Origin of the sequence: Terriglobus roseus, assembly GCF_900105625.1 — a bacterium.
Lineage (GTDB): Bacteria > Acidobacteriota > Terriglobia > Terriglobales > Acidobacteriaceae > Terriglobus > Terriglobus roseus_B.
Genome location: NZ_FNSD01000001.1, coordinates 3,549,538 through 3,571,808, shown reverse-complemented (window position 1 = coordinate 3,571,808; position 22,271 = coordinate 3,549,538). Strand labels below are relative to the sequence as shown.

At 59.7% G+C, this 22,271-nt stretch carries 17 protein-coding genes; all 17 read right to left on the bottom strand.

All coding sequences use genetic code 11. The features are described 5' to 3' along the window. Positions 1–199: 199 nt before the first annotated feature. Positions 200–1,285, bottom strand: a complete 1,086-nt coding sequence (locus tag BLW03_RS14860) for a hypothetical protein (RefSeq protein WP_074654765.1) — start codon at positions 1,283–1,285, stop codon at positions 200–202. Further along, positions 1,282–1,902 carry a hypothetical protein gene (locus BLW03_RS14855; protein WP_074654764.1) on the bottom strand — a complete coding sequence of 207 codons (621 nt, stop codon included), beginning with the start codon at positions 1,900–1,902 and terminating at the stop codon, positions 1,282–1,284. Before BLW03_RS14855 ends, BLW03_RS14860 begins: the two co-directional genes overlap by 4 nt. Continuing rightward, positions 1,899–2,537 (bottom strand): hypothetical protein, encoded by a 639-nt coding sequence (locus BLW03_RS14850; protein WP_074654763.1) that lies wholly within the window; start codon positions 2,535–2,537, stop codon positions 1,899–1,901. The genes BLW03_RS14855 and BLW03_RS14850 overlap by 4 nt, the downstream gene beginning before the upstream one ends. Next, entirely contained in the window at positions 2,534–3,316 is a 783-nt protein-coding gene (locus BLW03_RS14845) for a PilN domain-containing protein (protein WP_074654762.1), read from the bottom strand. The genes BLW03_RS14850 and BLW03_RS14845 overlap by 4 nt, the downstream gene beginning before the upstream one ends. A gap of 1 nt (position 3,317) precedes the next feature. Then, complete coding sequence (locus BLW03_RS14840; RefSeq protein WP_074654761.1) at positions 3,318–4,385, bottom strand: type IV pilus biogenesis protein PilM; 1,068 nt, start codon at positions 4,383–4,385, stop codon at positions 3,318–3,320. A gap of 291 nt (positions 4,386–4,676) precedes the next feature. Then, on the bottom strand, positions 4,677–5,630 hold the full coding sequence (locus BLW03_RS14835; protein ID WP_212733204.1) for an alpha/beta hydrolase family protein: 954 nt from the start codon (positions 5,628–5,630) through the stop codon (positions 4,677–4,679). 252 nt (positions 5,631–5,882) lie between these two features. After that, on the bottom strand, positions 5,883–7,514 hold the full coding sequence (locus BLW03_RS14830; RefSeq protein ID WP_074654760.1) for a GspE/PulE family protein: 1,632 nt from the start codon (positions 7,512–7,514) through the stop codon (positions 5,883–5,885). 33 nt (positions 7,515–7,547) lie between these two features. Then, positions 7,548–8,765 (bottom strand): type II secretion system F family protein, encoded by a 1,218-nt coding sequence (locus tag BLW03_RS14825; RefSeq protein WP_074654759.1) that lies wholly within the window; start codon positions 8,763–8,765, stop codon positions 7,548–7,550. Positions 8,766–8,913: 148 nt separating this feature from the next. Further along, positions 8,914–9,306, bottom strand: a complete 393-nt coding sequence (locus BLW03_RS14820; RefSeq protein ID WP_014787064.1) for a HesB/IscA family protein — start codon at positions 9,304–9,306, stop codon at positions 8,914–8,916. 180 nt (positions 9,307–9,486) lie between these two features. Beyond that, positions 9,487–12,969 carry a TonB-dependent receptor domain-containing protein gene (locus BLW03_RS14815; protein ID WP_244502104.1) on the bottom strand — a complete coding sequence of 1,161 codons (3,483 nt, stop codon included), beginning with the start codon at positions 12,967–12,969 and terminating at the stop codon, positions 9,487–9,489. A gap of 754 nt (positions 12,970–13,723) precedes the next feature. Then, positions 13,724–14,212, bottom strand: a complete 489-nt coding sequence (locus BLW03_RS14810; RefSeq protein ID WP_074654757.1) for a RidA family protein — start codon at positions 14,210–14,212, stop codon at positions 13,724–13,726. A gap of 83 nt (positions 14,213–14,295) precedes the next feature. Continuing rightward, positions 14,296–15,894, bottom strand: coding sequence for a flavin monoamine oxidase family protein (locus tag BLW03_RS14805; protein WP_074654756.1), 1,599 nt, complete (start codon positions 15,892–15,894; stop codon positions 14,296–14,298). Positions 15,895–16,160: 266 nt separating this feature from the next. After that, positions 16,161–17,342 carry an acyltransferase family protein gene (locus BLW03_RS14800; RefSeq protein WP_244502103.1) on the bottom strand — a complete coding sequence of 394 codons (1,182 nt, stop codon included), beginning with the start codon at positions 17,340–17,342 and terminating at the stop codon, positions 16,161–16,163. Beyond that, the gene (gene pyrH, locus BLW03_RS14795; protein WP_074654754.1) at positions 17,329–18,033 is read right to left on the bottom strand and encodes a UMP kinase; all 705 of its coding nucleotides are present in this window, start codon (positions 18,031–18,033) and stop codon (positions 17,329–17,331) included. The genes BLW03_RS14800 and pyrH overlap by 14 nt, the downstream gene beginning before the upstream one ends. Positions 18,034–18,067: 34 nt before the next feature. After that, positions 18,068–19,855: a RecQ family ATP-dependent DNA helicase gene (locus BLW03_RS14790; RefSeq protein WP_074656048.1), complete on the bottom strand. Its 1,788-nt coding sequence runs from the start codon at positions 19,853–19,855 to the stop codon at positions 18,068–18,070. A 111-nt stretch (positions 19,856–19,966) separates the two neighbouring features. Continuing rightward, positions 19,967–21,529, bottom strand: coding sequence for a GMC family oxidoreductase (locus BLW03_RS14785; RefSeq protein WP_083350555.1), 1,563 nt, complete (start codon positions 21,527–21,529; stop codon positions 19,967–19,969). Continuing rightward, the gene (locus BLW03_RS14780; RefSeq protein WP_074654753.1) at positions 21,526–22,176 is read right to left on the bottom strand and encodes a gluconate 2-dehydrogenase subunit 3 family protein; all 651 of its coding nucleotides are present in this window, start codon (positions 22,174–22,176) and stop codon (positions 21,526–21,528) included. The genes BLW03_RS14785 and BLW03_RS14780 overlap by 4 nt, the downstream gene beginning before the upstream one ends. Positions 22,177–22,271: the final 95 nt, after the last annotated feature.

Below are 22,271 nucleotides of genomic sequence, written 5' to 3'. Positions count from 1 at the left end.
CAGATGCTGTGACTCAGTCGCTCAGGCATGATTAGGATCACATGTGAGTGACTTACTGTCAATGTATCTGATGCGCAGGCGCGCTTAACGGATTCAGGACAGGTCAACCCAACCAGGAGCGAGCTTGAGGCGCAGCGCCTCCAGCGCCGGCCGACCTTGACGCAGAGTCCGTCATGGGGCTACGCGCATGGCGGCCGCTTTAGAAGGGGTTGGGCGTGGTGGGGGCGGTGGGTGTGGTTCCGGTTCCGCCTGTGCCGGTGCCAGTTCCAGTGCTCGGCGTCGACGGGGAGCCGCTGCCAAAGCTGCTGGATGAGCCAAAGCTGCTGGAACTGCCGCTGCCGAAGCCGCTGGTCGAACCGGTTCCCGTCCCGGTGCCGGTCGCCGAGCCGAAGCCAGCTCCCATGGAACCGGAGCCGCTGGCGGCAGGAGCACCGCCGAAAAGACTGACTTTTGCCTTTAGCAACTCGACGCGAGGGTCGTAAAGGAACTCCCACTCCTCAATGTTCGCGGAGCCGTTCCATTCGAGCTGCCCGGAGCCTTTGGCATTGCTGCCCACGCCCATAAAGGCGCCCTTGCTGCCCTGAAAGGTCGTGGCGTCTGTACTGGATCCACTGCCGGTCGTGCCTGCCGCCGGCGTGCCCGCGCCGGTTCCGGTTCCGGTTCCGGTCGAGGTCGATCCCGTGCCTGTTGAAGCGCCGGTTCCCGAATTGTTGAAGGCGGAAGACCCGAAGCTTGAGCCGCCACTGCCTGTGCTGCTGGACGCGGGTGAGCCGGTGGCGCTGCTGCCGCCGAAGGTCCCTGCGGCGGTTGTGTTCAGATTCGACACCATGCCCTGCACCGAGCCAAGGTTGCCGACAGGTGCGCCCTGCAGCGGCTCGCCGAAGAAGCCCTTCACCTGCGTTTTGGCTTCACCGGTGTGGATCAGCCGAAATTCGTCGTTGGTGAGGGGGTCCTTATACTTCTTGCGCAAGTACTTGACGCTGGCGCCCGGACCGATGCTTACGGTAGCGCCGGAGGTGCTGCTGCCCAGCAACTGCTCCACGGTCGTGGGGTAGGAGCCATTTTTCTTGTAGTAGAGCTGGATGGCGCGGACATACTCCAGTGCGCGGTGCTCCGACTCAAGCTCTCGTTCCCGCTCCAGATCCTTGGCGACGCGCGGCGCAGCAACGGACAGCGCCAGCAGAAGCAGGAAGCAGACGACAACAAGGCCGAGCAGGAGGTAGCCCTCTTCACCGGGACGGGACGGCCGCAACGATGGCCGCGGTGTCTGCCGGTCCGTGCTCATTGCGGGCTCATCGGGAGGCGCTGCTGATTGTTGTTGGTCAGGTCGGTAACAGTAGTCGCATTCGTGGTGATCTCGTCGATGCGGTACCGCCGGCTGACGATATCGCCCGGGCTGGCGACGAAGACATCCTCACCGTGCAGCAGGAAAGCCTGACGCATGCCGTCTCGCCGCGTCGCCGTGCCAAAGAAGCGCAGGTCAATGGGCGGCGGTGGCGGCGGACCGGTATTCACGGGAACGGGCGCGACGTAGCGCGCGGTTGCGGCGGGCGTCGGAATCTTCGGTGCAGACGCTTCTGCCTGCGTGCCGGGAGCAGCGAAGATATTGCGACCACGACCCGCGTAGACGAGCGATTCCGACAACAGCATGCCTTCAGGGTGCAGCGCTGGATCGAGCTTGGAAGGCGTGATGCGGGCCGTGGCAACGGCAGCGGGGCTTACCGTGTTCGTTGCCACCGGCGCAGAGGTCGTGACGACCGGCGATGCAGGAACTGATGCATCGTTGCTGCTGCCGCTTGACCCCAGGAAGGTGTACGCGACATAGCCGATGGCCAGCACGCCGAAGGCGCCGGCTGCGATCAGTTTTTTGCGATCTTCCGTACCGGCCTTAAGGGCGCTCATGGCTGGCTCCCGGCAGTGGCCTGTGCGGAGGCAAAGACTGGCATAGGCTCGCGGATGTAGGTACCGATGCGCAACTGCAGGTTCACCAGGCCACCCTGTGCGCCGCTGAGCGCAAGGTTTTGAATGAGGAAAAAGCTCCTCGAACGTTCGACGGCATTGATGAACTCCGCAACGTTACGGTATTCCCCGGAGACCGAGCCGTCGATGCGCAGCTCCGTAACGCCGTTTGTCGGCACAGTCTGCACGTAAGAGGCGCGGCTCCACCGCACGTTGCTCGCCTTGGCGATCGCGCCGATGGACGTTGCAACGTCGGAGTAAGCGTACGGCAGGCGACCCTCGTAAAAGCGTGTGGCCTCTGTCTCAGACTCGCCCAGCTTGGTGTCAACGCCGCGCAGCGGCTTCGCTGCGAGCTCCGCTGCGGCCACGCGGGACTGAGCAATCACGATGGCCTCGTCCCCCTGCGTGCCGGTGCTGCCGCTAACCAGAAAGAGTCGTACGCCAAGGTACAGGCACAGCAGCAACAATGCGGCGGCCGCGGCAAAGTGCAGGTTAAGGACCGACAGAGCCTTACGCAAGCTTTCGCGCCGGGCCTCATTGCTGCCACCGGCGACGGTGATGCCGGAAGGTAATCTCATCGCGCACCAGCCCTTCCGCCTGTAGTGGGCGAGAGCTGCGGTGTTGCCGGAACCTTCTGCTTGCGCTTGGGTGCGGGGGCATCGTCTGCTGCGTCCGCGGCAGGCGCCGTGTGTGGCGCAGTCTTCTCACGCATGCGGGGCTGCAGTGGGTTGTAGCCGGAGACGATCTCAAACTCAACGCCGGAGATTGCCGGCAGTCCGTTAGCGCCTGTAGCTGCCACGAGTTGTGGCAGACCGTTCGCACCGATCGTGGTCGCGCCAGTGCGATTAGCCGTCTGCTGCGCCTCGCCTGCAAGCCGCGGAGAGATGAACCGCTTGGAGTGCTCCAAGTTGCGCACCAATTCCACCGTCCGCTCCCGCTCGCCCAGGACGCGCAGACGAATCGTAACCTCGCCCGTAGACGCAATGATCGGCTCGATGGAGGTCACCTGCACACCGGTCGGCATGACGTCTTCCAGGTCCATCAGGACGGCGGTCCACGAAAATGCCTTGCGTGCGAAGAGAGTGTTCAGAAAATGGTTTCGGCCCAGAGTCGCGGCGTTGACGGGCTGGCGCAGCCGGGCTTCGTTAGCGGCGCGTTCGCGCTGCAGCGTATCCGCCTGCGCGTTTAGGCGATCAAGCTGGCTCCGCTGTTCGCGAGCACGCGCCGTCATGGTGTGCAGCCAGATGCCCATACCAGCGGCCACCACGGCGAGCACGCCGATGGCGATGCGGAGTTGCCGCAGAAGGCGGTCAAGCTCAACATACGGCCGTGTTGCGAGATTGATGGAGACGCGCACGCTAGCTCTTCAACGCTCCTCGAAGGCCCGCGAGCAGGCCGCGCGGAATAGACGTTGTGGTGAGCAGATCGGTCGACTGCAGAACATCCCGCGCGCGCAAACCGGTCTCGGCCAGCATGGGTCCGAGTGCCTCGGGCGAGAGTGTGCCGGCGGTCAGGATCTCCTCCGGCGCGACAGCGAGCGAATCTTCAAAGTAAGCCGCGGCAACGGAGATGGACTGCAACAGCTCCAGCTCGGCGCGGTCGGGATCGTCAAGATCGCGCAGGACGCTTTCCTGCAGCATCTCTGCCACGGCAACTTCGCTGTCTTCGCCAGTTGCGAGGAACGAAGCCCGCGCGATCTCCGCGTTCATGGCGACGTTTGCCGGTTCCTGGGCAACGAGCGCGGCTGCCTCGGCCAGGGTCTGAGACTTGAGTTCGAGCGTCCGGTGCAGCAGCAACTCGCCCCGGCGCAGAATTGCAGTCGTCACGGCAAACTCACTGCCGTTCACCACAAGCGCTGCGGAAGTGCCCGCCTCGTCGATTGCGGCGGCAATGGCAATGGTGCTTGACAGGACGGCGCCCGGCTCGAACCCAGCCTCACGTACGACCGATTCGTACTCTGCCAGGACTTCATTTGGTATGGCGACGACCAGAACCTGCAGCACCATGGCGTGGCGGCTCATCACCTGGTAGCTCACCTGTGCCAGCTCCGGGTTGAAGGGCAGCAGCTTCGCCAGCCGGAAGCGCAGCACAGGCAGCGCATCTTCGGCTTTGGAGGGGATCTCGTCAAAGTCCAGCAGCAGAACGCGAACGGCGGTATCCGGCACGATCAACGTCACATCGCGCCCTTTGCCGACCTGCACAGCAGGCAGTACCCGCTTCAGTGCGGCGATAACCGCGATCCGATCGACAATGTTGCCAACGCGCAGCGACGGCACAACCGCTCCGGAGGGCAGCGGTGCAGAGGCGATCTGCGCCAACAGGCCCGCGGCATCGCCGGCACTGGCTGCATACACACCCTCTTGGCGCACTTCTACCGCAATGCGCGGGCGCACCTGAATCGTCGATTTGGGGAGAAGCGATGCCATGCGTTGAAGCTATTGAAAGACTACATGCTTGAGACGGGCGACGGCGCTACGAGATAGCACCCATCAGTTGGATGGCACCCAAAAACGTCAACGAGTGCATCGGCCTGGGATTCACCAACAGAGGATTCGACTTGCAGATTAACCCGTGGTTCGCGAACAAGGCGCATGGGCCATCCACGGGTGCTCCTCAGTTGCCCCCGGTGATCGACGTCGCAAAGTTCTCTGGCGCCGAGATCACAGAAGGAACATTCTCACCCAAGGATTCAGCTTTGACAGACCCAGAATTCCAACTCATGGTTTCTTTTGAAGGAGCAAGGCGATCTCACTTTCAATTGTCGGCCATGTCACGGAGAACGGACTGGCGATCTCGAAATGCCCTACCGTTGGGAAGGCTATAAGGCGCACAGAGTCACCGGCATCCTTCGCAGCATTTATGTAGCGTTCGCCCAGTGACATCGGAACAACCTGGTCCTTCCGGCCCCAGAAGAGAATTTGCGAAACGCCAATGGGCAACCTCCTTATTGCAGATGCTTGTTCGTAGTGTTCCGGAACCTCAAAGGGTTTTCCGCCCAGAAGTTCTTCCACTACCGATTCGGCACAGGCATCCTGTTCGAATGGAATAAACGCCTCCATGTCTGCCGTGCCAGCAAGATTGACCACGCCTCGGATTGGAAGCGGATCGTTGACATGCAGTGGACTACCGGCCGCGAGCCTGGAACGCGAAGCCGCCCACATGGCCAGGTGCCCACCGGCTGAATGTCCTACGAGGATGACACGTGAGAGGTCGAGTCGATGTCGCTCCGCGATGATGCGCAGATAATCGGCGCCCTTACCCACATCCAGATATGTTCCCGGCCAGCCGCCGCCCGACTGTGAGAGTCGTCGATACTCTATGTTCCATGTCGCGATCCCCTTGGCTTTGAGCGCATCGGCCATTGGAGCCAAATCGCGCAGAGTGGAGTAATCCGCCCTCCAGCAACCGCCGTGGATCAGGATCGCGACGGGATGCGGACCCGTATTCGACGGGACGCGTAACTCCCCGAACTGATCCGCATTCGGGCCATAGGAATATCGAAAGTCAGCCGGCTTGCTCGGGAGAGCCTGAAATTCTGGTGGTCCCATAAGCCCGGCGGCGCTGACCACCGACAATTCGGGAGCCTTGGGTTGGTCGCTGATCTTCTGCGCAAAGAGGCTCGCAGTCATCAGCGATCCGAGTAGAGAGGGAATCCAGAGCTTCATTTTCATGCTTCTCCATTTCCCAACGGCGACTAGACTCAGCAAGCGATCACAGATTTACTATCAGCTTCGTATAGATCTGCCACCTCAACTCGCGACACTGAATGCGAGACAACGCAGCCGTCGGCAATCGATCGGTTCGCTGAGGAGGCACTCAACGTTCATCATTCACTTCTGTATTGTCGAGCAAATCGACATTCCCACCTGGTGATAAGTTGCAGATGAACTCATCGCTGGTTCCTATATGGAACCAGAGGAAAATTACCGACCGCTCTCAATGAATGTGACCTTGTTGATCTCGTGCATGGTTGTGATGCCGGCACGGACACGCTCGAGAGCCGAGTCGCGCAGGAAGAGCATTCCCTTGTCCTTTGCCTTACGGCGGATCTCGGAGCCGGGAGCCTTGACCAGCAGCAGTTCGCGGATCTCATCATCCAGTTCCAGCAGTTCGTGGATGGCGGAACGGCCGCGGAAACCGGTGCCACTGCACTCGATGCAGCCGGTTCCCTCGCGGAATGGGTGTCCCTGCCACTCTTCGGGGTTCAGGCCGTTTGCCACCATCTCCGCGTCGCTGTAGGTACGCGTGGTCGCGCAGAAATCGCAGATCTGACGGACCAGCCGCTGCGCCAGGATGCAGTTCAACGCCGACACGAAGTTGTACGGCTCGACGCCCATGTTCAGGAATCGGCCGAGAACGTCGACGACGTTGTTTGCGTGCACCGTCGTGAAGACAAGATGGCCCGTAAGCGCGGAGTTGATGGCGATCTGCGCGGTCTCTGCGTCGCGGATTTCACCGACAAGGATCTTGTCGGGATCGTGACGAAGGATGGAGCGTAGACCTCGTGCGAAGGTGAGGCCCTTCTTCTCGTTGACGGGGATCTGCGTGATGCCGCGGATCTGGTACTCGACGGGATCCTCAATGGTGATGATCTTGTCTTCTTCGCTCTTGATCTCATTCAGCGCGGCGTAGAGCGTGGTGGTCTTACCGGAACCGGTCGGCCCCGTGACCAGCACCATGCCGTACGGCTCCTTGATGTACTTACGGAAGCGCCGCAGATCCTCTGCACCGAAGCCGACGACATCGAGCGAGAGCTTTTTGAATTTCTCGCTCATCGACTCTTTGTCGAGCACGCGGAGCACGCAGTTTTCGCCGTGCACGGTGGGCATGATGGAGACGCGGAAGTCGATGAGGCGGCCCTTGTAGCGGACACGGAAACGACCGTCCTGCGGGACGCGACGTTCGGCGATGTCGAGCTCGCTCATGACCTTGATGCGGGAGAGGATGGTCTGGTGATGCTCCCGTGCAATGGGAGCCATGGCCTGCTGCAACACGCCGTCGATGCGGTACTTCACGAGCAGCGAATCGTCATAGGTCTCAAGGTGAATGTCCGAAGCACGGCGCTCGAGCGCGGAGAAGATCGTCGTGTCGACAAGTCGGATGATGGGCGAAATATCGTCTTCGCTCGTCAGCCGTTCGATGGAAATGTTTTCGTCCGGATTGTCCTCAGCACTTAGGACGTCGAAGGTCATACCTTCGCTGGCTTCTTCGAGGACACGCTGTGACTGCTCGGTCTTCTTGAGCAGGTCAGTAATCTGCGAGAGCGTCGCCACGCGCGTCATCAGGCGCGTGCCAAGTAGACCGCTGATCTCGTCCAGGACCATCAGGCGCGAAGGATCGCTGACAGCAATGACAAGACGATCGCCAAGCTGCTCCAGTGGGATGAAGTTGTAGCGGAACATCAGCTCAACCGGGACGGACTTTACAAGCTCATGCTGGATTTTGAAGTCGCGTAGATCGACGAACTCACAGTGGTAACGTCGCGCCATCAATTGTGCGCGCTCGGTCTCATTCAGTTCGGGGTTGGCGATGGGTATGGCTAGGGGCGAGGCCATGTCTTGAACTCCTGGAACCTTGGATGGAAGGCGCTACTGACCGGAAGTGGAACCGTTGATGCCGCCCGCGCCGAGCTGCAGGATGGGCAGATAGAGCGAGATGAGAATGACCGCGACGACGACGCCCATGAAGATGAGCAAGGTTGGCTCGATGAGCGAAAGAACGCCGGCGAGCGACGTTTCAACGTCTTCTTCGAAGAAGCCTGCGACAGAATTCAGCATGGTCGGCAAAGCGCCGGTAGATTCGCCGACTTCGATCATCTCGATGGCCAGTTCCGGGAAGACCCGCGTGCCTTCAAGCGATGTGCTCAGGCGCTGACCTTCGCGCACCTGTGTGACCGATGAGAAGACCGCGTTGGAAACCTGGCGCGAGGAGATCGATCGTGCTGCCGTCTCGAGTGACGGCACCAGTGGCAGGCCGCCAGTCAGCAGCGTGGAGAGCGTCCGCGAAAAGAGTGCGACCTGGTACTTCAGCCAGATGACGCCAAGCAGCGGGACACCAAGCCGAAGCTTGTCGATGGCGCTCGCACCTTTGTCGGTCTTCGACCAGCGATAGATCAGGAACCCGCCAAGTAGCAGCAATGGGATCGCGTAGAGTCCGTAATTTTGCGCAGCATTGCCTACGGACAGGAGCACCAGCGTAATCTTCGGCAACGGCGCGTTGAGCTGGTCGTAAAGCGTGGCAAAACGCGGCACCACGAACGAGATCAGGAAGACGAAGAGACCCACCACCAGCGTGATCAGCAACACCGGGTAGACAAGCGCTGACTTGAGCTTCTTCGTCACGGTCAGCGAAACGCGCTGGAAATCCGTGTAGCGCTGCAAAACCTCTTCCAGGTTTCCGGAACGCTCGCCGGCCAGCAGTGTCGTTGTGAAGATCAGCGGAAAGCCGCCCTGCGCGTCGAAGGCGCCTGAGAGGGATTCACCAGTCTTGACGCGTGCCGCGACGTTTTCGAGCTGCGCTTTGAAGTTCAGGTCGCGCTGACGACGCGCGAGTAGCTCCAGCGATCCGGGAATGGGCAGTCCGGCGCGGATCAGTGTGACGAACTGCTGATTGAAAACCAGGAAGTTCTGCAGGCCGACCTTCTTGTTGCGACCGCCGCTGCCCATCGCCGTGCGCGGCTTGACCGAATACACCAGGTAACCGGCCTGGGTGAAACGCGCCCGCAGTTCTTCCGCGGTGGCCGCGGGGTGCGTCTGCTCCTGCACACGGCCGCGTTCGTCGGCGAGTTTTACGGTGAATTCTGTCACAAGAAATGGGCCTGCACGATTTTAGACGGCTTGCCGCCGGTAAGGTGTCGCAAACGCGCGGTCCGGTCTTTTCAGGCCGTTCCGTCGTACATCACATGACAGAAAAGGCCCGCCGAAGCGGGCCTTTTCTGTCGATAGTTCGGACGTCCTAGACGGAGAACGATGAGCCGCAGCCGCAGGTGCTCTTGACCTGGGGATTCTCAAACTTGAAGCCAGCCGCCTCCAGCGTCTCAACGTAGTCGACGATGCAGCCGTTCAGATACATGGCGCTCGTGGCGTCGACAAAGACCTTCAGATCGTCAAAGCGGACAACCTTGTCCATCATGCCCTGCTGGTTCTCAAAGCTCATCGAGTACTGGAAGCCCGAGCAGCCACCACCGACGACGCCGATACGAAGGCCGGCGGGGAGGGGGTCCTGCGTCGCCATGATCTCCTTCACCTTCGCCTGCGCGGAGGGGGTCAGGTTCACCGGCTGCGTGGCGGGCGCGTTGACGATCTCCGGCGCGGTAACAACCTCGGGCGTGGTAACGGCAGTGGCCATGGGCGAATCTCCTTCAGAACTCAAATACAAGTGTATGCGGCCTGCGAACTACGATCAAGCCGGTCTTTATTCAGATGCGGACGCCCGGTTGAAGATGCGAAATACGCAAGGCACGATTTCAGTGGCAACGAAAAGGGTGCAGCCGGAGCCGCACCCGTTCCGATTGGTGATGCCCAGCAATTAGAACGAGATACGTCCACCCAGCGAGATGAAGCGCGGGAAGTTGATCGCGTTGGTGGAAACTGCACCGAAGGAGCCGGAGTTGGTCTTCAGGCCGTTCGAGGTAAGTGCGAACTGCGGTGTGTTAAAGGCATTGAGTGCTTCAGCCTGGAACCGGTAGTGCACGCGCTCGGTTTGAAACTCCTTAAAGACCGAGACGTCCGCATTGCGATAACCGGGCGAGGAGCAGCCGCCGATGGTGCGAGGAGCATTGCCGAACTGTCCGACGGGCACGTCCTGGAAGGCTGCAGCGTTCAGGTAAGGCGTACGTCCACCGACTCCAAGGCGCTGCTGTACAGAACCCGTGGTGCAGGGATTGATCCCCTGGATCAGGTTTGGACGCTGCACCGATGTGCCGAGCAGGCTGGAGTTGTTGTTTGTGAACTGCTGGATGGGAAGCGGTCCGCCACTCTGACCAATAAAGGTCATGTTCGCGCTCCAGCCGCCCACGGCCAGATCAAGCCACTTGCTGCCGGAGAGGAATGCCTTGCCACGACCGAAGGGCAGCTCGTAAGTGCCACCGAAGGTGAAGCGGTTTGGCGTGTTGTTGATAGCACGAGCGTACTCGCCGTTCAGGTTGTAGATGTTCTGCGGTCCGTTTGCACCGACGTTCAGGCTGCTTCCCTGTCCGTAGGTTGCGTCCCAGTTCGACGACCACGTGTAGGTCGAGATGACCGTCAGGCCGTGATGGAAGGCGCGCTGTCCCTTGACGTTGAGCGCGTTGTAGAGCGACTTCGATGTGCTCTGCTGCAGGGACACGGAGGAGAACTGCGGAAAGGGCCGGCAGAGCTGGCTGTTGGAAACGCTGGCCGCTCCAATGACGCCAGAGCCGCCGTTCCCAGCGTATGGGTTACGGCTTGAAGATCCGAGAAAGGTGGAAAGGCTGGCACCCGTATTGGCCGGGCAGGAACCGATGCCGTAAGGAATAGCGGAAGGGTTGATCTGATCGATGTTGGCCGTGGTGCCATTTCCCGGCAGAAGGTTGCGGCCCTTGGATCCGACATAGCCAATCTGCAGAGCAATCTTCCCTGGCAGCTCCTGTTCGATATCGAAGGAGTACTGCTGCACGATGGGATTGCGACGGAATTGATCGATCGTGGTCACGGAGCTACCAATACCCTGCGACAGACCCAGTGAATTGCCGGTCGGCGGCTGCAATGTTGCATAGGGGCTGGTAATACTGTTTGCAGGTGTGTAGTTACTGTTGTTTGAAGCGATGTACGTCGTCGTCGCAGTGTAGCCGGGAGCAAGCGATGCGCTTGCCGAGTAATAGATCGGCGCGTAGAAGACACCGTAGCCACCACGAACCACCATGTTGCCATGCGGCTGATAGACGAAGCCGGCGCGCGGAGCAAACTTGATGTGACTATTGTTGCCGGTGTGCGTCGGATAACCGTTCACACCGGCGAACTCGATACCGCCCTTTGTCGCGACGCTCGCCGATGCAGCCAGAGGGCTATTCACGTTGCGGTCAAAGCCAACAGCGTAGCGGTTGTTCCGCTCGTAAATACCAAGCTCGTACTCATACCGTAGTCCGGCATTGATGCTGAGCTTGTCATTGACTCGGATGTCGTCCTGAAGGTAAGCGGCGTGGTAACGGACATTCAGCGCGATCTTCGACGTCGTTTGCACAGAACCCGAAGTAGGGTAACCGAGAAGGAAGTCAGCAAGATCCGCACCGGTCTGCTGGCCCGCAGGACCGTTCTTTGCGGTCGGATTAATCGCGGTGAATGTGTTGCTGATGTTGAAGACACCATTCGCGGTCGACACGTTGGTGAAGTCCACGCTGATGGAGCGGAAGACGTACCCAAGTTTGACGGACTGACGGCCCATGCTCTTCGCAATGCCCGCGACAATCTGACGCGAGTAGTAAACCTGCGGACCCGAGTTATTTGTACCGAGCTGCGGCAGCTGCGAGAACGCCAGTTCAGGGAAGGCTTGCTTCTGAACGCTGGTGCCGAACGGCCCCTGAATACCCAGCTGGGTGGCCGTGTTGTAGTTGGACGTCAAATCTAGAGTGTTATTCGGGAACCGATTCTGACCGTAGCCAACTGTCAGGACGGTAGTCGGAGTCAGTGTGATTACATTGTTCAAGGTGACAGCATCCACCTTGCGATAGAGCAGGTAAGAGCTGCTGGCGCCGGCGAAGGAACCGAGAGGATCACCACCGGGCTCCTTGGAGCCGTAGTGCATGTAGGAAGCGTTTGCGAGCCAGCGCTTCAGCACCTGGAAGTCCACCTTGCCGATGAATTCGTCGGCACGGTCCCCAAGAATGTCCGTGGGATGAAAGTTCGGCGAGCCGTACACCGTGGTGTTCGAGATGCAGCTGCCCACGCAACGCGGAAGAGCAGCAAGCGCTTTCACCGCGACGGCGTTGAGTGCCGGAAGCCGGTTGCCTGCATACGCGGTGCGGTTGCCGGATGTTGCCGTGGACGGGTCGTAGATATTCAGCGGAACGATGTTCCCCGCGCTGTCTTTCACTTTCGTCTGTGAGAAGTCACCACTACGTTCAAGGTCGGTAGGAAGGTAGTAATCGGCAGCCAGGGGCGAACGCTGGCGGTAGCCTTCTTCCGTCACGTTGAAGAACAGTCGATCCTTCCAGATGGGACCACCAACGGAACCCTCATAGCTGTACTGGGTCGTAACGGGACGCCCCGTGCCATTGAAGTTGTTGTTCCATGTATTGGCTGCCCAGTTCGACTGGCGCGTAGATCCGTACAGGTTGCCGTGCAGGGTGTTCGAGCCGGACTTGAGCAGCGTGTTGAAGTTTCCGCCGCCAGTGCGCCCAGCTTCTGCGTCATACGTGTTCGCCTGGATCTTCATCTCCTGTACGGCTTCCACCGACGGGATGATCACAGCGCGATTGGAGAAGTCGGTGATGGGCACGCCGTCGACTTCGTAATTATTCATGTTGATTGGTCCGCCGGCGACAGAGATCGCTGAGGAACCAGACTGATCCTGGAAGCGATTGAAGCGCGGATCGCCCGTGGCAGTCACGTTGTTATTCAGCTTGGTCAACAGGAAGGGATTCCGACCCAGGTTGGGCAGGTCGACCATCTTCTGCGTATCGAATACCTGGCCGTTCGACGCGGTCGCACTATCCACGAGGGGTTCCGTGGCAGTCACTTCGACAACCGTTGTGGACGAACCGACGGCGATAGGAAGATCGACAGCAACGACCTGCTGCGTTGCAACCACAACGGCCTTGCGCTCGTACCCCTGAAAGCCAGTTGCACTGACAGAGATGTTGAATGTTCCAGGATCCACTGCATTGAAAACGTATTCGCCGGATCCACTGGTGACGGTCTTACGGGTGATTTTCGTACCTACGTCAGTCATCGTGACTTCAGCATTCGGAACCGCGGAACCTGTGGCGTCTTTTACAACACCCTTCAGCGTGCCGTAGTACGACTGCGCGTGCATTGGGGCGGCTGCTGAAATCACAACAGCAGCGAACGCGATGGGACATGCGAATCTTGAGATTCTGGACACTAGGAACTTCCTCCACAAAAATGAAACAAGTAAGTACGTCAGTACTCTGTCCCGGGCTGCAATCCCGGGTACAGATACGGTTCTGCTTCTCCCCGGCGTTGTACGCCGTGGGTGCAACAGTGCGGCTGCGGCGCTCAAATGAAGCGCGCGACAAACGGTGCTGGTGCGTCCTCGGGATCGTTGGTCCTTCGGTGCGCGTCTTTTTTGTACAGGTCGTTACGGCTCGAGATACCGATGCGTTTGCATCAGCTCCCCTGCTGGCGGTGCGCTCTCTGAGGGCGTTTGGTCTTCAGAGATCCGAGGACACCCTTGCGGTGTGGCATCGGCATCGTGCAGGTTCAGTGCGACAACAAGTGAAGCCAAAAACTTGTGCTGCGGTGCTGCGGGACTGCGAAGGTTCCGCTCCGGAATGCGAGCGCTTCTTCAAGTAGTTCTGCTAGCTATCCTGCAATCCGCCCGGGAACGGGCTGCAATGCAGGAACTTATGGGATGTGGATGATGGGTTTGATATTACGGAGAGGTAAACGCGGTGTCAACGGAGAAACAACGATTGCTGAGGAAAACTAACCACTTTATTTTCCGCGATCTACGAAGTTACACGCTGCGAAATGAAATCGCAGACGCAGCAAAGGGCAGACCCGCATAGGAGCCTGCCCTTCGCTGTGCGGCGCGGCGGCTGCAATCCGCCGCGCCTAAACTGATTCGTTTACTTCCCCTTGACCGCGATCATTTCGATCTCAAGCAGGTAGCCCGGACCTACAAGATTCGCAACCTGGAAGGCCGAACGCGCCGGCTTGTTCGGTTGTTCCTTCGTGCCGAAATACTGACTGAAGCTGGCGTTCATGTTTGCGAAGTCGATCTTGCCAAGCTTTGGATCCGCTGCGAGGAATACCGTGCACTTCACAACGTCCTTCATGTCCAGTCCCTGCTCCTTCAGGATCTTCTGGATCTTGGAGAGGATGCTGGCGGTCTGCGTCTTGGTGTCGCCATAGTCAGCGGCCGTTCCCTTCGCTGCATCCGCGGGCGTGACGGGATCCGCAAGTTGTCCGCTGACGTACAGCGTGTCGCCTGCCCACACTGCGGTGGCGATAGGCGACTTCTCGTTCGGCTGGATATGCTTCACCACGACCTGCGCGTGCGCGGCAGCGAAGCTGAGTGTGAGGGCGGTTGCGAGGGCTGCAAACTTGATCTTCATGAATCGAAACTCCTGAGGTGTGGCGTGGTGCGCCGGTAAGACTTAAGGGCGATCACAACACAGCGATCGCCCTCTAAAGTTGCTTATGCTTCGACTGCACCGAAGGCGTCACCGGCGAGCCGGGCGGACTTCACATGGTCGCTGATCAAGCCCACGACACGACGGCCGCTGAGAGCAGCGCCCTCCTGCCAGCCCACCACGTGCGTGGTGTGATCGCCCGCGAAGAAGATCGGACCATCCGGCTGCAACAGTGTGTTGTAGCCCTTGTCGCCGCCACCGTAGCCGCGGATCCACGAACCCTCGTTGTAGGGGATGTGGCGCCACATGCAGATGAGTGGCTTGGTGAGTTCCTGGCTGTGGCCGGGGTGAATCTTCTCAAGCTGTTTCTTGGCCGTCGCGAACTTTTCGTCCATGGAGAGCTTGTCCCAACCGAAGATCATCTCGTCTTCGTATCCGGTGACCAGGATGCCCTTGGGCGCCATCAGATTAGCGGACGGATACCAGATGACGGTCGTCGGTCCCGGCGCACGGAAGCTCAGACCGCCATAAATCTGGTAGTCCTGCTCCCAGAAGCGGCGCGACTCCCACGCGAGCTTGTAGCTGGCGGCGTATGTCGCACCGTTAATGCTGTCCATGTAGGCGGGCGACAGGTCCTGCTTCATCTTCTTGATAATAGGTAGCGGCATGCAATTGACCATGTAGTCGGCCTTGATGACCTTCTCCTTGCCAGCCTGCATGTAGGTCACTTCCACGCCCTTGTTGGCACCGGTGCGTTTGAAGCCGGTGATGGGTGCGTTATAGATAATGGTCTTGGTTTTATCCAGTTCGCGCGCGAAGGCGTACGGGATGCGGTCCATGCCGCCGACCGGTTGCATCATCGTCGCCTGCCAGTCCCACGCCTCTTCGTACAGGATGCCGGCCCAAAAGTTGGCATCCAGTAGCGTGTGCATTTCCATGGGTTCCTGGTTGATGGCGACCTGGTCGCCTGCTCCCGGATACACCTTGAACCCGGCGCGATCAGAGCCGTGATATTTGCCGTCGAGACCGAGCGCACCGTACGTGCGAAGGAACGCATTCATGCGGTCCTTGTCTTCCTTGGTCAGCTGCTGGTCGAGTGCGCCGCCCTTGATAGCCTTGGAGAGCAGTTCGCTGACGTGGCCGCGGGTGTCGTTGATGGCCTTGCGCTGTACGACGGGCTTGCCGTCATTGGCTGCATCGTTCTGCAGAAGCGTGGAACGTGAGGTATTGATCTCTACTTCGAGGGGTACGCCGAGCTCACGACAATAGCCGAGGATGGTGGTGTGTACCGAAGGCAGACGTCCGGGGCCAAGGTTCTGATAGTTGCCGGTCTCCCAGTTGCAGGTCTGCTTGGTTCCATCGATGAACTCGACCACCGTGCCGTTGCGTGCGCTCCAGTTCCGTCCGCCGGGGCGGTTGCGAGCCTCAAGCAGCGTGACGTTGTAGCCGAGCTTGCGAAGCTCATATGCCGTGGTGAGGCCGGAGATGCCACCACCAGCAACCACTACACTGACGCCCTTGCCACTGCCAGGGGCAGCCGCGATCGGCTTTACTTCCTGGGCCTTCATGGGGAACATACCGAGCGCCTGCATGGTGGCAAACGCTGCGGAGTAACCGCCGGCCTGGCCGACGCGCATAAGGAAATTACGGCGGGAAATCGACATCGAAGAACTGGCTCCTTCTTACTTCTTCGCTGGGAACAGATACAGATCTGCGCCAGCGGTTCCAAGTAGGGACGAGTACACGTACACGGATGCGGAGGACGTCGCGCGAAGGCGCGGCTCCTGATTCAGTTGTGAAAGGGTTGCGAACACAGTATGACAGACAACCCCGCCGCCACCAATCCCAAAGCGCGGCCACAGATAGAAATCACGCGAAGCAGGAATCTTTGCACTATTTGGAAGGCAAACAAATCGCTTCCGGCAGCGTTCTAGCCCAGCGGGGCGCTGAGTTCCACCGGCGGCGGTGTCTTGTAGACCCAGCGCGACAGCAGGTACTTCTGCGCGGGATGTTCCACCAGCCGGTATGCCGCGTATGCAAAGCAAAGAATGAATACGTACGAGATCCACGGGTCAAGGGCAGCAACGCCCAACCGCTCGGGTATGTGGTGATCATGCAGCGTAATCCACGTATTGAAATGAAGCAGGTAGAGGCAAAGACTGGCGCGGCCGAAGGCGGCGATCGGTCCCCAGCCCAGCACCCGCGAAATAAAGTGGACACCCGTCAGCCCCAGCACCAGCAGCGCGAAGACCGGCGTCAGCAAACCGCCGTGCAGCAAAACATACGGCACGTGTGGAACCAGGAAGTAGAACGCTCCGAAGATACCAAGTCCGGCGACGAGCGTAAGCGCGAATGCCATGCGGTCACTCAGTTGAATGACTGCGTGGAAACGGCCCAACGTGATTCCAGCCAGGAAGATGGGCAGAAACGGCAGCGGCGTGTACTTCAAAGCGCGCAGCCAGTAACCGGAGGAGTAGCGATTGATGTCGTGCAGGCCGTCGGGGTTGAGCAGAAGGTAGACCGTCGGCAACACCAGTTCCCACAGCCAGAAGGCACCGAACAGCAGCACCAGCTTAACCGGCGTGCGCGGCCAGAACTTCATCCGTATTATGTGCGGGAACGCCAGGTACAGCATCGCTTCGGTAGACAGCGTCCACGCGACGGTGTTCCAGAAAGTGGAAAGAGTCGGACTCCATCCCTGCAGCAACACCGGCGTTAGCAATGCTCCACGGAGGAACTCGCCCAGCGAGCGCATGGTCCATTCGGAGTGCAGCATCTCCAGCGAGACCAGCAGGCTGAGTAAATACACCGGATATAACCGGGACAGCCGGGCTGCATAGAACTTCCCGGGCTTCAGCGTCTCCGCGCGGTGCGCGTAGTTGTACGCAAGCACGAAGCCGCTGATGAGCAGGAAGAAGCTGATGTACGTGAATCCAGCCTCAATCACGGGCCGAACCAGCGTAGGCAGCGGCGGCGTGAAGTGAAAAAACATGATGCCAATCGCAAGAAAGGTGCGAATGCCCGTCAGTCCCGGCAGTGGCGGCTTTCGCTCGACAACAGCAGGCGGTGCTACTTCCGGTGCGATGGGCTGCGCCATGCTACGAAGTGACAAGCGTCCCGAGCTTCTCGCCGCCAACCACGCGCACGATGTTGCCCTGCTCGCGCATGGAGAAGATGACCATCGGCATGTTGTTGTCGTTGCACAACGAGACGGCCGAGGTGTCCATCACACGCAGATTCTTCTGGATCATCTCCATGTAGGTGATGGTCGAGAACATCGTTGCTTCCGGATCCTTCTTGGGGTCGGCCGTGTAAATGCCCTCGACCGAGGTGGCTTTGAGCAACACGTCGGCACGGATTTCCATGGCGCGCAGAGCAGCGGCGGTATCCGTTGAGAAGTAGGGATTTCCCGTGCCTGCGGCAAAGACGACGACGCGATTCTTCTCGAGGTGGCGGATAGCGCGGCGGCGGATATAAGGCTCCGCGACTTCGTGCATTTCAATCGCGGACATCACGCGGCACTGCACGCCCAGCTTTTCAATGGCGTCCTGCATCGCGATCGCGTTGATCACGGTGGACAGCATGCCCATGTGATCGGCCGCGACGCGGTCCATGTGGATGGCCTGCTCCGCGACACCGCGGAAGAAGTTGCCACCGCCGACGACCACGGCCACCTGGCAGCCGCTCTTCGCCAGCTCCACGATCTCTTCTGCGACACGGCTGACAAAGATTGCGTCAATGCCAAAACCACGGCCCGCGGCCAGTGCTTCTCCGGATATCTTGAGTAATACGCGCTTGTACATCACCGCGTTTCAGTATCGCATGCGTGGACAGGGATCAAGCCACGGTGTCAGATTTCGCCGCAGCATTTCCCGTCGGAACGAAAGCACGTGCGTGTCGTATGAACGCCGCCTTCAATTTCCGCGTGCCCTCCTTGTCGAACCGGATCAGGAGCGTATCGTCCTGCAGATCCAGCACTTTCCCCATACCGAAACGTTTGTGACGCACCCTGTCTCCCGGATCGAAACCCGTGTCGACCTCGGGTTTCGGCAGAGTTTCCGGAGCAGTGCTCATGATGGTGCCTGAGAGCGTCTCCACACGAGTTACGCCCTGCAGGCCTTCCGTCGCATGCAGCTGTGCTGCGGCACGCATCTCGGCTGCGTTATTAATGCAGTTATCGCAGTTGCCGCAGGGATCCCCCTCGGGCTCGTTGAAGTACCGGCGAAATACCTGGCGGCGGCAGTCGACCGTCTCCGCATAATGCATCATTTCGTCGAGACGCGACTTGTCGTGATCGGCACGTTCGCTGTACGAGGTGAGCAGCGCTTCAACGTGCGCATCCGTAATCGGCTCGTCGTACCGCAGCACATAGCCGCCGCGAAGCCGCCGGACCGCCTTATTCTCGCGCAGCAGGAACAGAATGACCTCGGCCCGGCGCTTGCCCACATCCGCTCGTTCGGCCAGCAGCTGAGCAGGTACGGGTTCACGCGCCGAGAGAGTCTCGAGAACCTTCCGCAGGTCCTCCCTGCCAGGGTAACGGCCTGCGGAGAAGAAACTCTGGATGCGCCGGTCCTCGAGTCGGTAGAGCAGGACCGCACTCGCCGGCAGACCGTCGCGTCCGGCGCGGCCAGCCTCCTGATAGTAGGTTTCCAGCGAGTCCGGAAATTCGTAGTGAAAGACAAAACGAATATTTGGCTTATCGATCCCAAGTCCGAACGCCTTCGTCGCGATCATAACCTTGTACTTATCGGCCATGAAATCAGCCTGAGCCTCTTCTCGCTCGCGCTTGCCCATCTTGCCGTGATAATGACCAGCAGAAATGCCCGCCTCCCGGAAGCGTTCGAGCAGATCATTCGCGGACTTTACCGATGCGGTGTAGACGATGCCGCTGCCCTGCTCGTTCGAAATCATCTGGACCAGGCGGGCGAGCTTCGCATCATTGTTGACCGTTGGGTGCACGGCAAAGTAAAGATTCGTCCGCTCGCTGCCTGCACTGATCACGCGCGCATGCTTCGCATCGAGTTGTTCGAGAATTTCCTGAATGACTTCATCCGTTGCCGTCGCTGTAACGGCAAGCACCGGCGGATTTCCCAGCTCTTTGCGTGCATATCGAAGGCCAAGATAGGCAGGACGGAAATCGTGGCCCCACTGCGCAATGGTGTGCGCCTCATCGACAACGAAGAGCGAGACACCCGCGCCCTTCAGTTCCGCAAGAAATTTGGAATTCTGCAGCCGCTCGGGTGTGACATACAGCAGCCTGGGCAGGCCTGCGCGCAGTGCGGCATCGGCCTCTTCCCTTTGCAACCTGGTCAGTGTTGAGTCGATCTTGCTGACGGCGATGTCAGCAGCGGCAGCCTTCTGCTGCTGGTCCTGCATCAGCGCAATCAGCGGGGATACGACGAGAACCGTATGCGGCAGGAAGAGCGCCGGCAGTTGGTAGGTCAGGGACTTCCCTGCGCCCGTTGGCATGATGGCCAGCGTGTCGTGGCCGCCCAGCACGCTCTCCAGGACCTCACGTTGAACGGAACGAAAGGCCGTGACACCGAAGCGTTTCTTCGCCTCACGCTTTAGCGCGTCCCACGGAATCCGCGCTACATCCTGCGCCGCCACGACCTTTTTCTTCATCGTCTTGTTCAACCCTGTATCTGCGCTGTGTCGCGGCGCTTTGCGTGATGCGCTACGCGCGAGTACACACATCTTCGCGCTCGCGGACAGCCAGCAGTCAGACATAAGGTATCAATGATCCGCGCCAAGAAATGCATCGGCCGTTCGCAGCGATAGAGCCATAATCGTCAACGCAGGATTGGCCGCAAGCGACGTCGGAAAGACCGAGTTATCCGCGATATAAAGATTCGGAACATCCCAGCTGCGACCGACGGAATTCACCACCGACTCCCCCGCATCCGTCCCCATGCGGCATGTGCCGATCGTATGTGCCGTGCGTTGGGAACTCCAAAGGTCCTTGCCGCCAGCGGCCATCAGGATGCGGCGCATATTCGATTCAGCATGTGCGCTCATCTTCTTCTCGTTCTCCGAGAGTGAGAAGGTGATAAGCGGCTTCGACAGGCCTCGCGCATCCTTCTCACTGGAGAGCGTGATGCGGTTGTCCATCTGCGGCAGCGTATCGCCATTCATGCCGATGCCCGCCACGTTGTTGTACCGCGAGAGATAGTCGACAAGCGCCTGGCCAACGAGATTACGCCCGTGTACCACCTGCTCCGCCCAGGATAGCGGCAGCGTGCCGTAGCTCTGCAGGAGATAACCACCGGCGTAGTCGGCATCCTTCGCGCGCATGAAATCTTCCGTGATCAGTGACGCAGGAAATCCTTTATACGGCCTGGTCTCCGCGTTCATGGTTGCCCATACCTGCGTGGAGATGTGCGCCATGAAGTTACGGCCAACCATCCCGCTGGAGTTCGCGAGATTCCAATGCAACAACTGCCGAGGCGTCTCAACTCCACCAGCGCACAGGAAGACATTGCTGGTAAGTTGACGTCGCTCATTCCCCTGCTTGTCCGTGTACAGGACTGCAGAGATACGGCCTTGCGCATCACGATCTACTCCATGCACAAAGCTATCTTCGCGAATCTCTGCGCCCGCGTTCAATGCGGCTGGAAGATACGTGACGTCCATGCTCGCCTTGGCACCGTTCCGGCAGCCCTGGTGGCAGTACCCACGATTGACGCATGCGTTGCGTGTACCGTACTCCGGCCGCGTATAGGTGTGTGATGTCGCCGCGATGGGGGCATGCGCTACACGGATCCCCATGGCCTCGGCGCCCACTGCCATGTAGATCGCCGAGCTGTTTAACGGCAGTGGCGGCAGAGGATATTTGCGCGCTGGATCCCAGGGATACTTCGCAGGACCGGACACGCCGAGGAACTCCTCGACCTCCTGGAAGTATGGCGTCAACTCTTCAAGGGTTACCGGCCAGTCCACGGCGACGCCATCGCTGCTCTTCAGTTTCAGATCGCGTGCGTCCGGACGCGGCACGTAAGCTCCGTAGTGGAGCGTGCTGCCTCCCACGCCGGTACCGCTGTTGTTTCCACCAAAGGCCGTTGGATCTGCGCCGCCGGAGAGACGTTCGTCTGTCCAGTAAATCTTGCTCGCACCGATCTCATCCGAGGCGAAGTCTTCTGCGGGATTTTCAAACCATGGGCCGGCTTCAAGCGCCACTACGCGAAGACCCGCGCGTGCCAGCCGCCAAAGCAAAGGCGCTCCACCAGCGCCAGTGCCAATCACAACAGCATCGACGACTTCGTCATTCTGAAACGTACGCATATCCAACGGCTTCTTCATGCGCCACGCTCCGTGACGGAAGCCGCTGATGCCGAGACCCCTTGCTCAAATGACAGAGACCTGTTCGGCGTTGTCGCCTGCCATCCCTCGCTTTCGGTCGGTCCGTCGGTAGCACCGGTCCTGCCATCCGCGAAGCTGTAGATCTCAAGCTTCTCCATCGTGGAGGGATGAGACAGCCACGCCTTCACGACATCAGTGCGTAACATGCTTAACCATCGCGAGAGAGGAAACTGTGCGGGCCCATCCACATCACCTTTGGCCACGCAGCGTAGATATCCCTCCCGCGCAGGTGGTGGCATACGCTCAAAGTGCTTCATAGGCGTCTGCTCCAGCATCATCGCGAACACAGACAGTCCCTGGCGATAGGCTTCGCCGTCTGACGGCAAGTCGGCGAAGCGCCAGCCGGCATTGGTCCCCTTGCGCAGCCGCTCGTCGATCGATGCAGCGATATCCACGTCCGTTCCGATGGCATCCTGCGGCAGCACTGCCGCCACGACCTGCTGCAACGTTGCGTAGAGTTCCGGAGACAAATAACGCAGAGCGGGATCGGTCGGTCGGGCACGATCTTCCAGAACACGACGCGTCGCGTCCGACGTGCGCTCAAGCACGGCTCGATTACTGAGGATAGGTAACAGTGTCTCGCTCATGATCTGGTGGTGAGATGCCGACGCAGGAAGCGGGATGTGCCGAGCTACGGCGACACATTGCGGTCGCGATCGCAATGTGAGTCAAACCGCAGAAG

Coding starts and splice junctions, on each gene's coding strand:
- BLW03_RS14860 (WP_074654765.1), bottom strand. CDS start 1,285: ATGAGCACGGACCGGCAGACACCGCGGCCATCGTTGCGGCCGTCCCGT.
- BLW03_RS14855 (WP_074654764.1), bottom strand. CDS start 1,902: ATGAGCGCCCTTAAGGCCGGTACGGAAGATCGCAAAAAACTGATCGCA.
- BLW03_RS14850 (WP_074654763.1), bottom strand. CDS start 2,537: ATGAGATTACCTTCCGGCATCACCGTCGCCGGTGGCAGCAATGAGGCC.
- BLW03_RS14840 (WP_074654761.1), bottom strand. CDS start 4,385: ATGGCATCGCTTCTCCCCAAATCGACGATTCAGGTGCGCCCGCGCATT.
- BLW03_RS14835 (WP_212733204.1), bottom strand. CDS start 5,630: ATGAAAATGAAGCTCTGGATTCCCTCTCTACTCGGATCGCTGATGACT.
- BLW03_RS14830 (WP_074654760.1), bottom strand. CDS start 7,514: ATGGCCTCGCCCCTAGCCATACCCATCGCCAACCCCGAACTGAATGAG.
- BLW03_RS14820 (WP_014787064.1), bottom strand. CDS start 9,306: ATGGCCACTGCCGTTACCACGCCCGAGGTTGTTACCGCGCCGGAGATC.
- BLW03_RS14810 (WP_074654757.1), bottom strand. CDS start 14,212: ATGAAGATCAAGTTTGCAGCCCTCGCAACCGCCCTCACACTCAGCTTC.
- BLW03_RS14805 (WP_074654756.1), bottom strand. CDS start 15,894: ATGTCGATTTCCCGCCGTAATTTCCTTATGCGCGTCGGCCAGGCCGGC.
- pyrH (WP_074654754.1), bottom strand. CDS start 18,033: ATGTACAAGCGCGTATTACTCAAGATATCCGGAGAAGCACTGGCCGCG.
- BLW03_RS14790 (WP_074656048.1), bottom strand. CDS start 19,855: ATGAAGAAAAAGGTCGTGGCGGCGCAGGATGTAGCGCGGATTCCGTGG.
- BLW03_RS14785 (WP_083350555.1), bottom strand. CDS start 21,529: ATGAAGAAGCCGTTGGATATGCGTACGTTTCAGAATGACGAAGTCGTC.
- BLW03_RS14780 (WP_074654753.1), bottom strand. CDS start 22,176: ATGAGCGAGACACTGTTACCTATCCTCAGTAATCGAGCCGTGCTTGAG.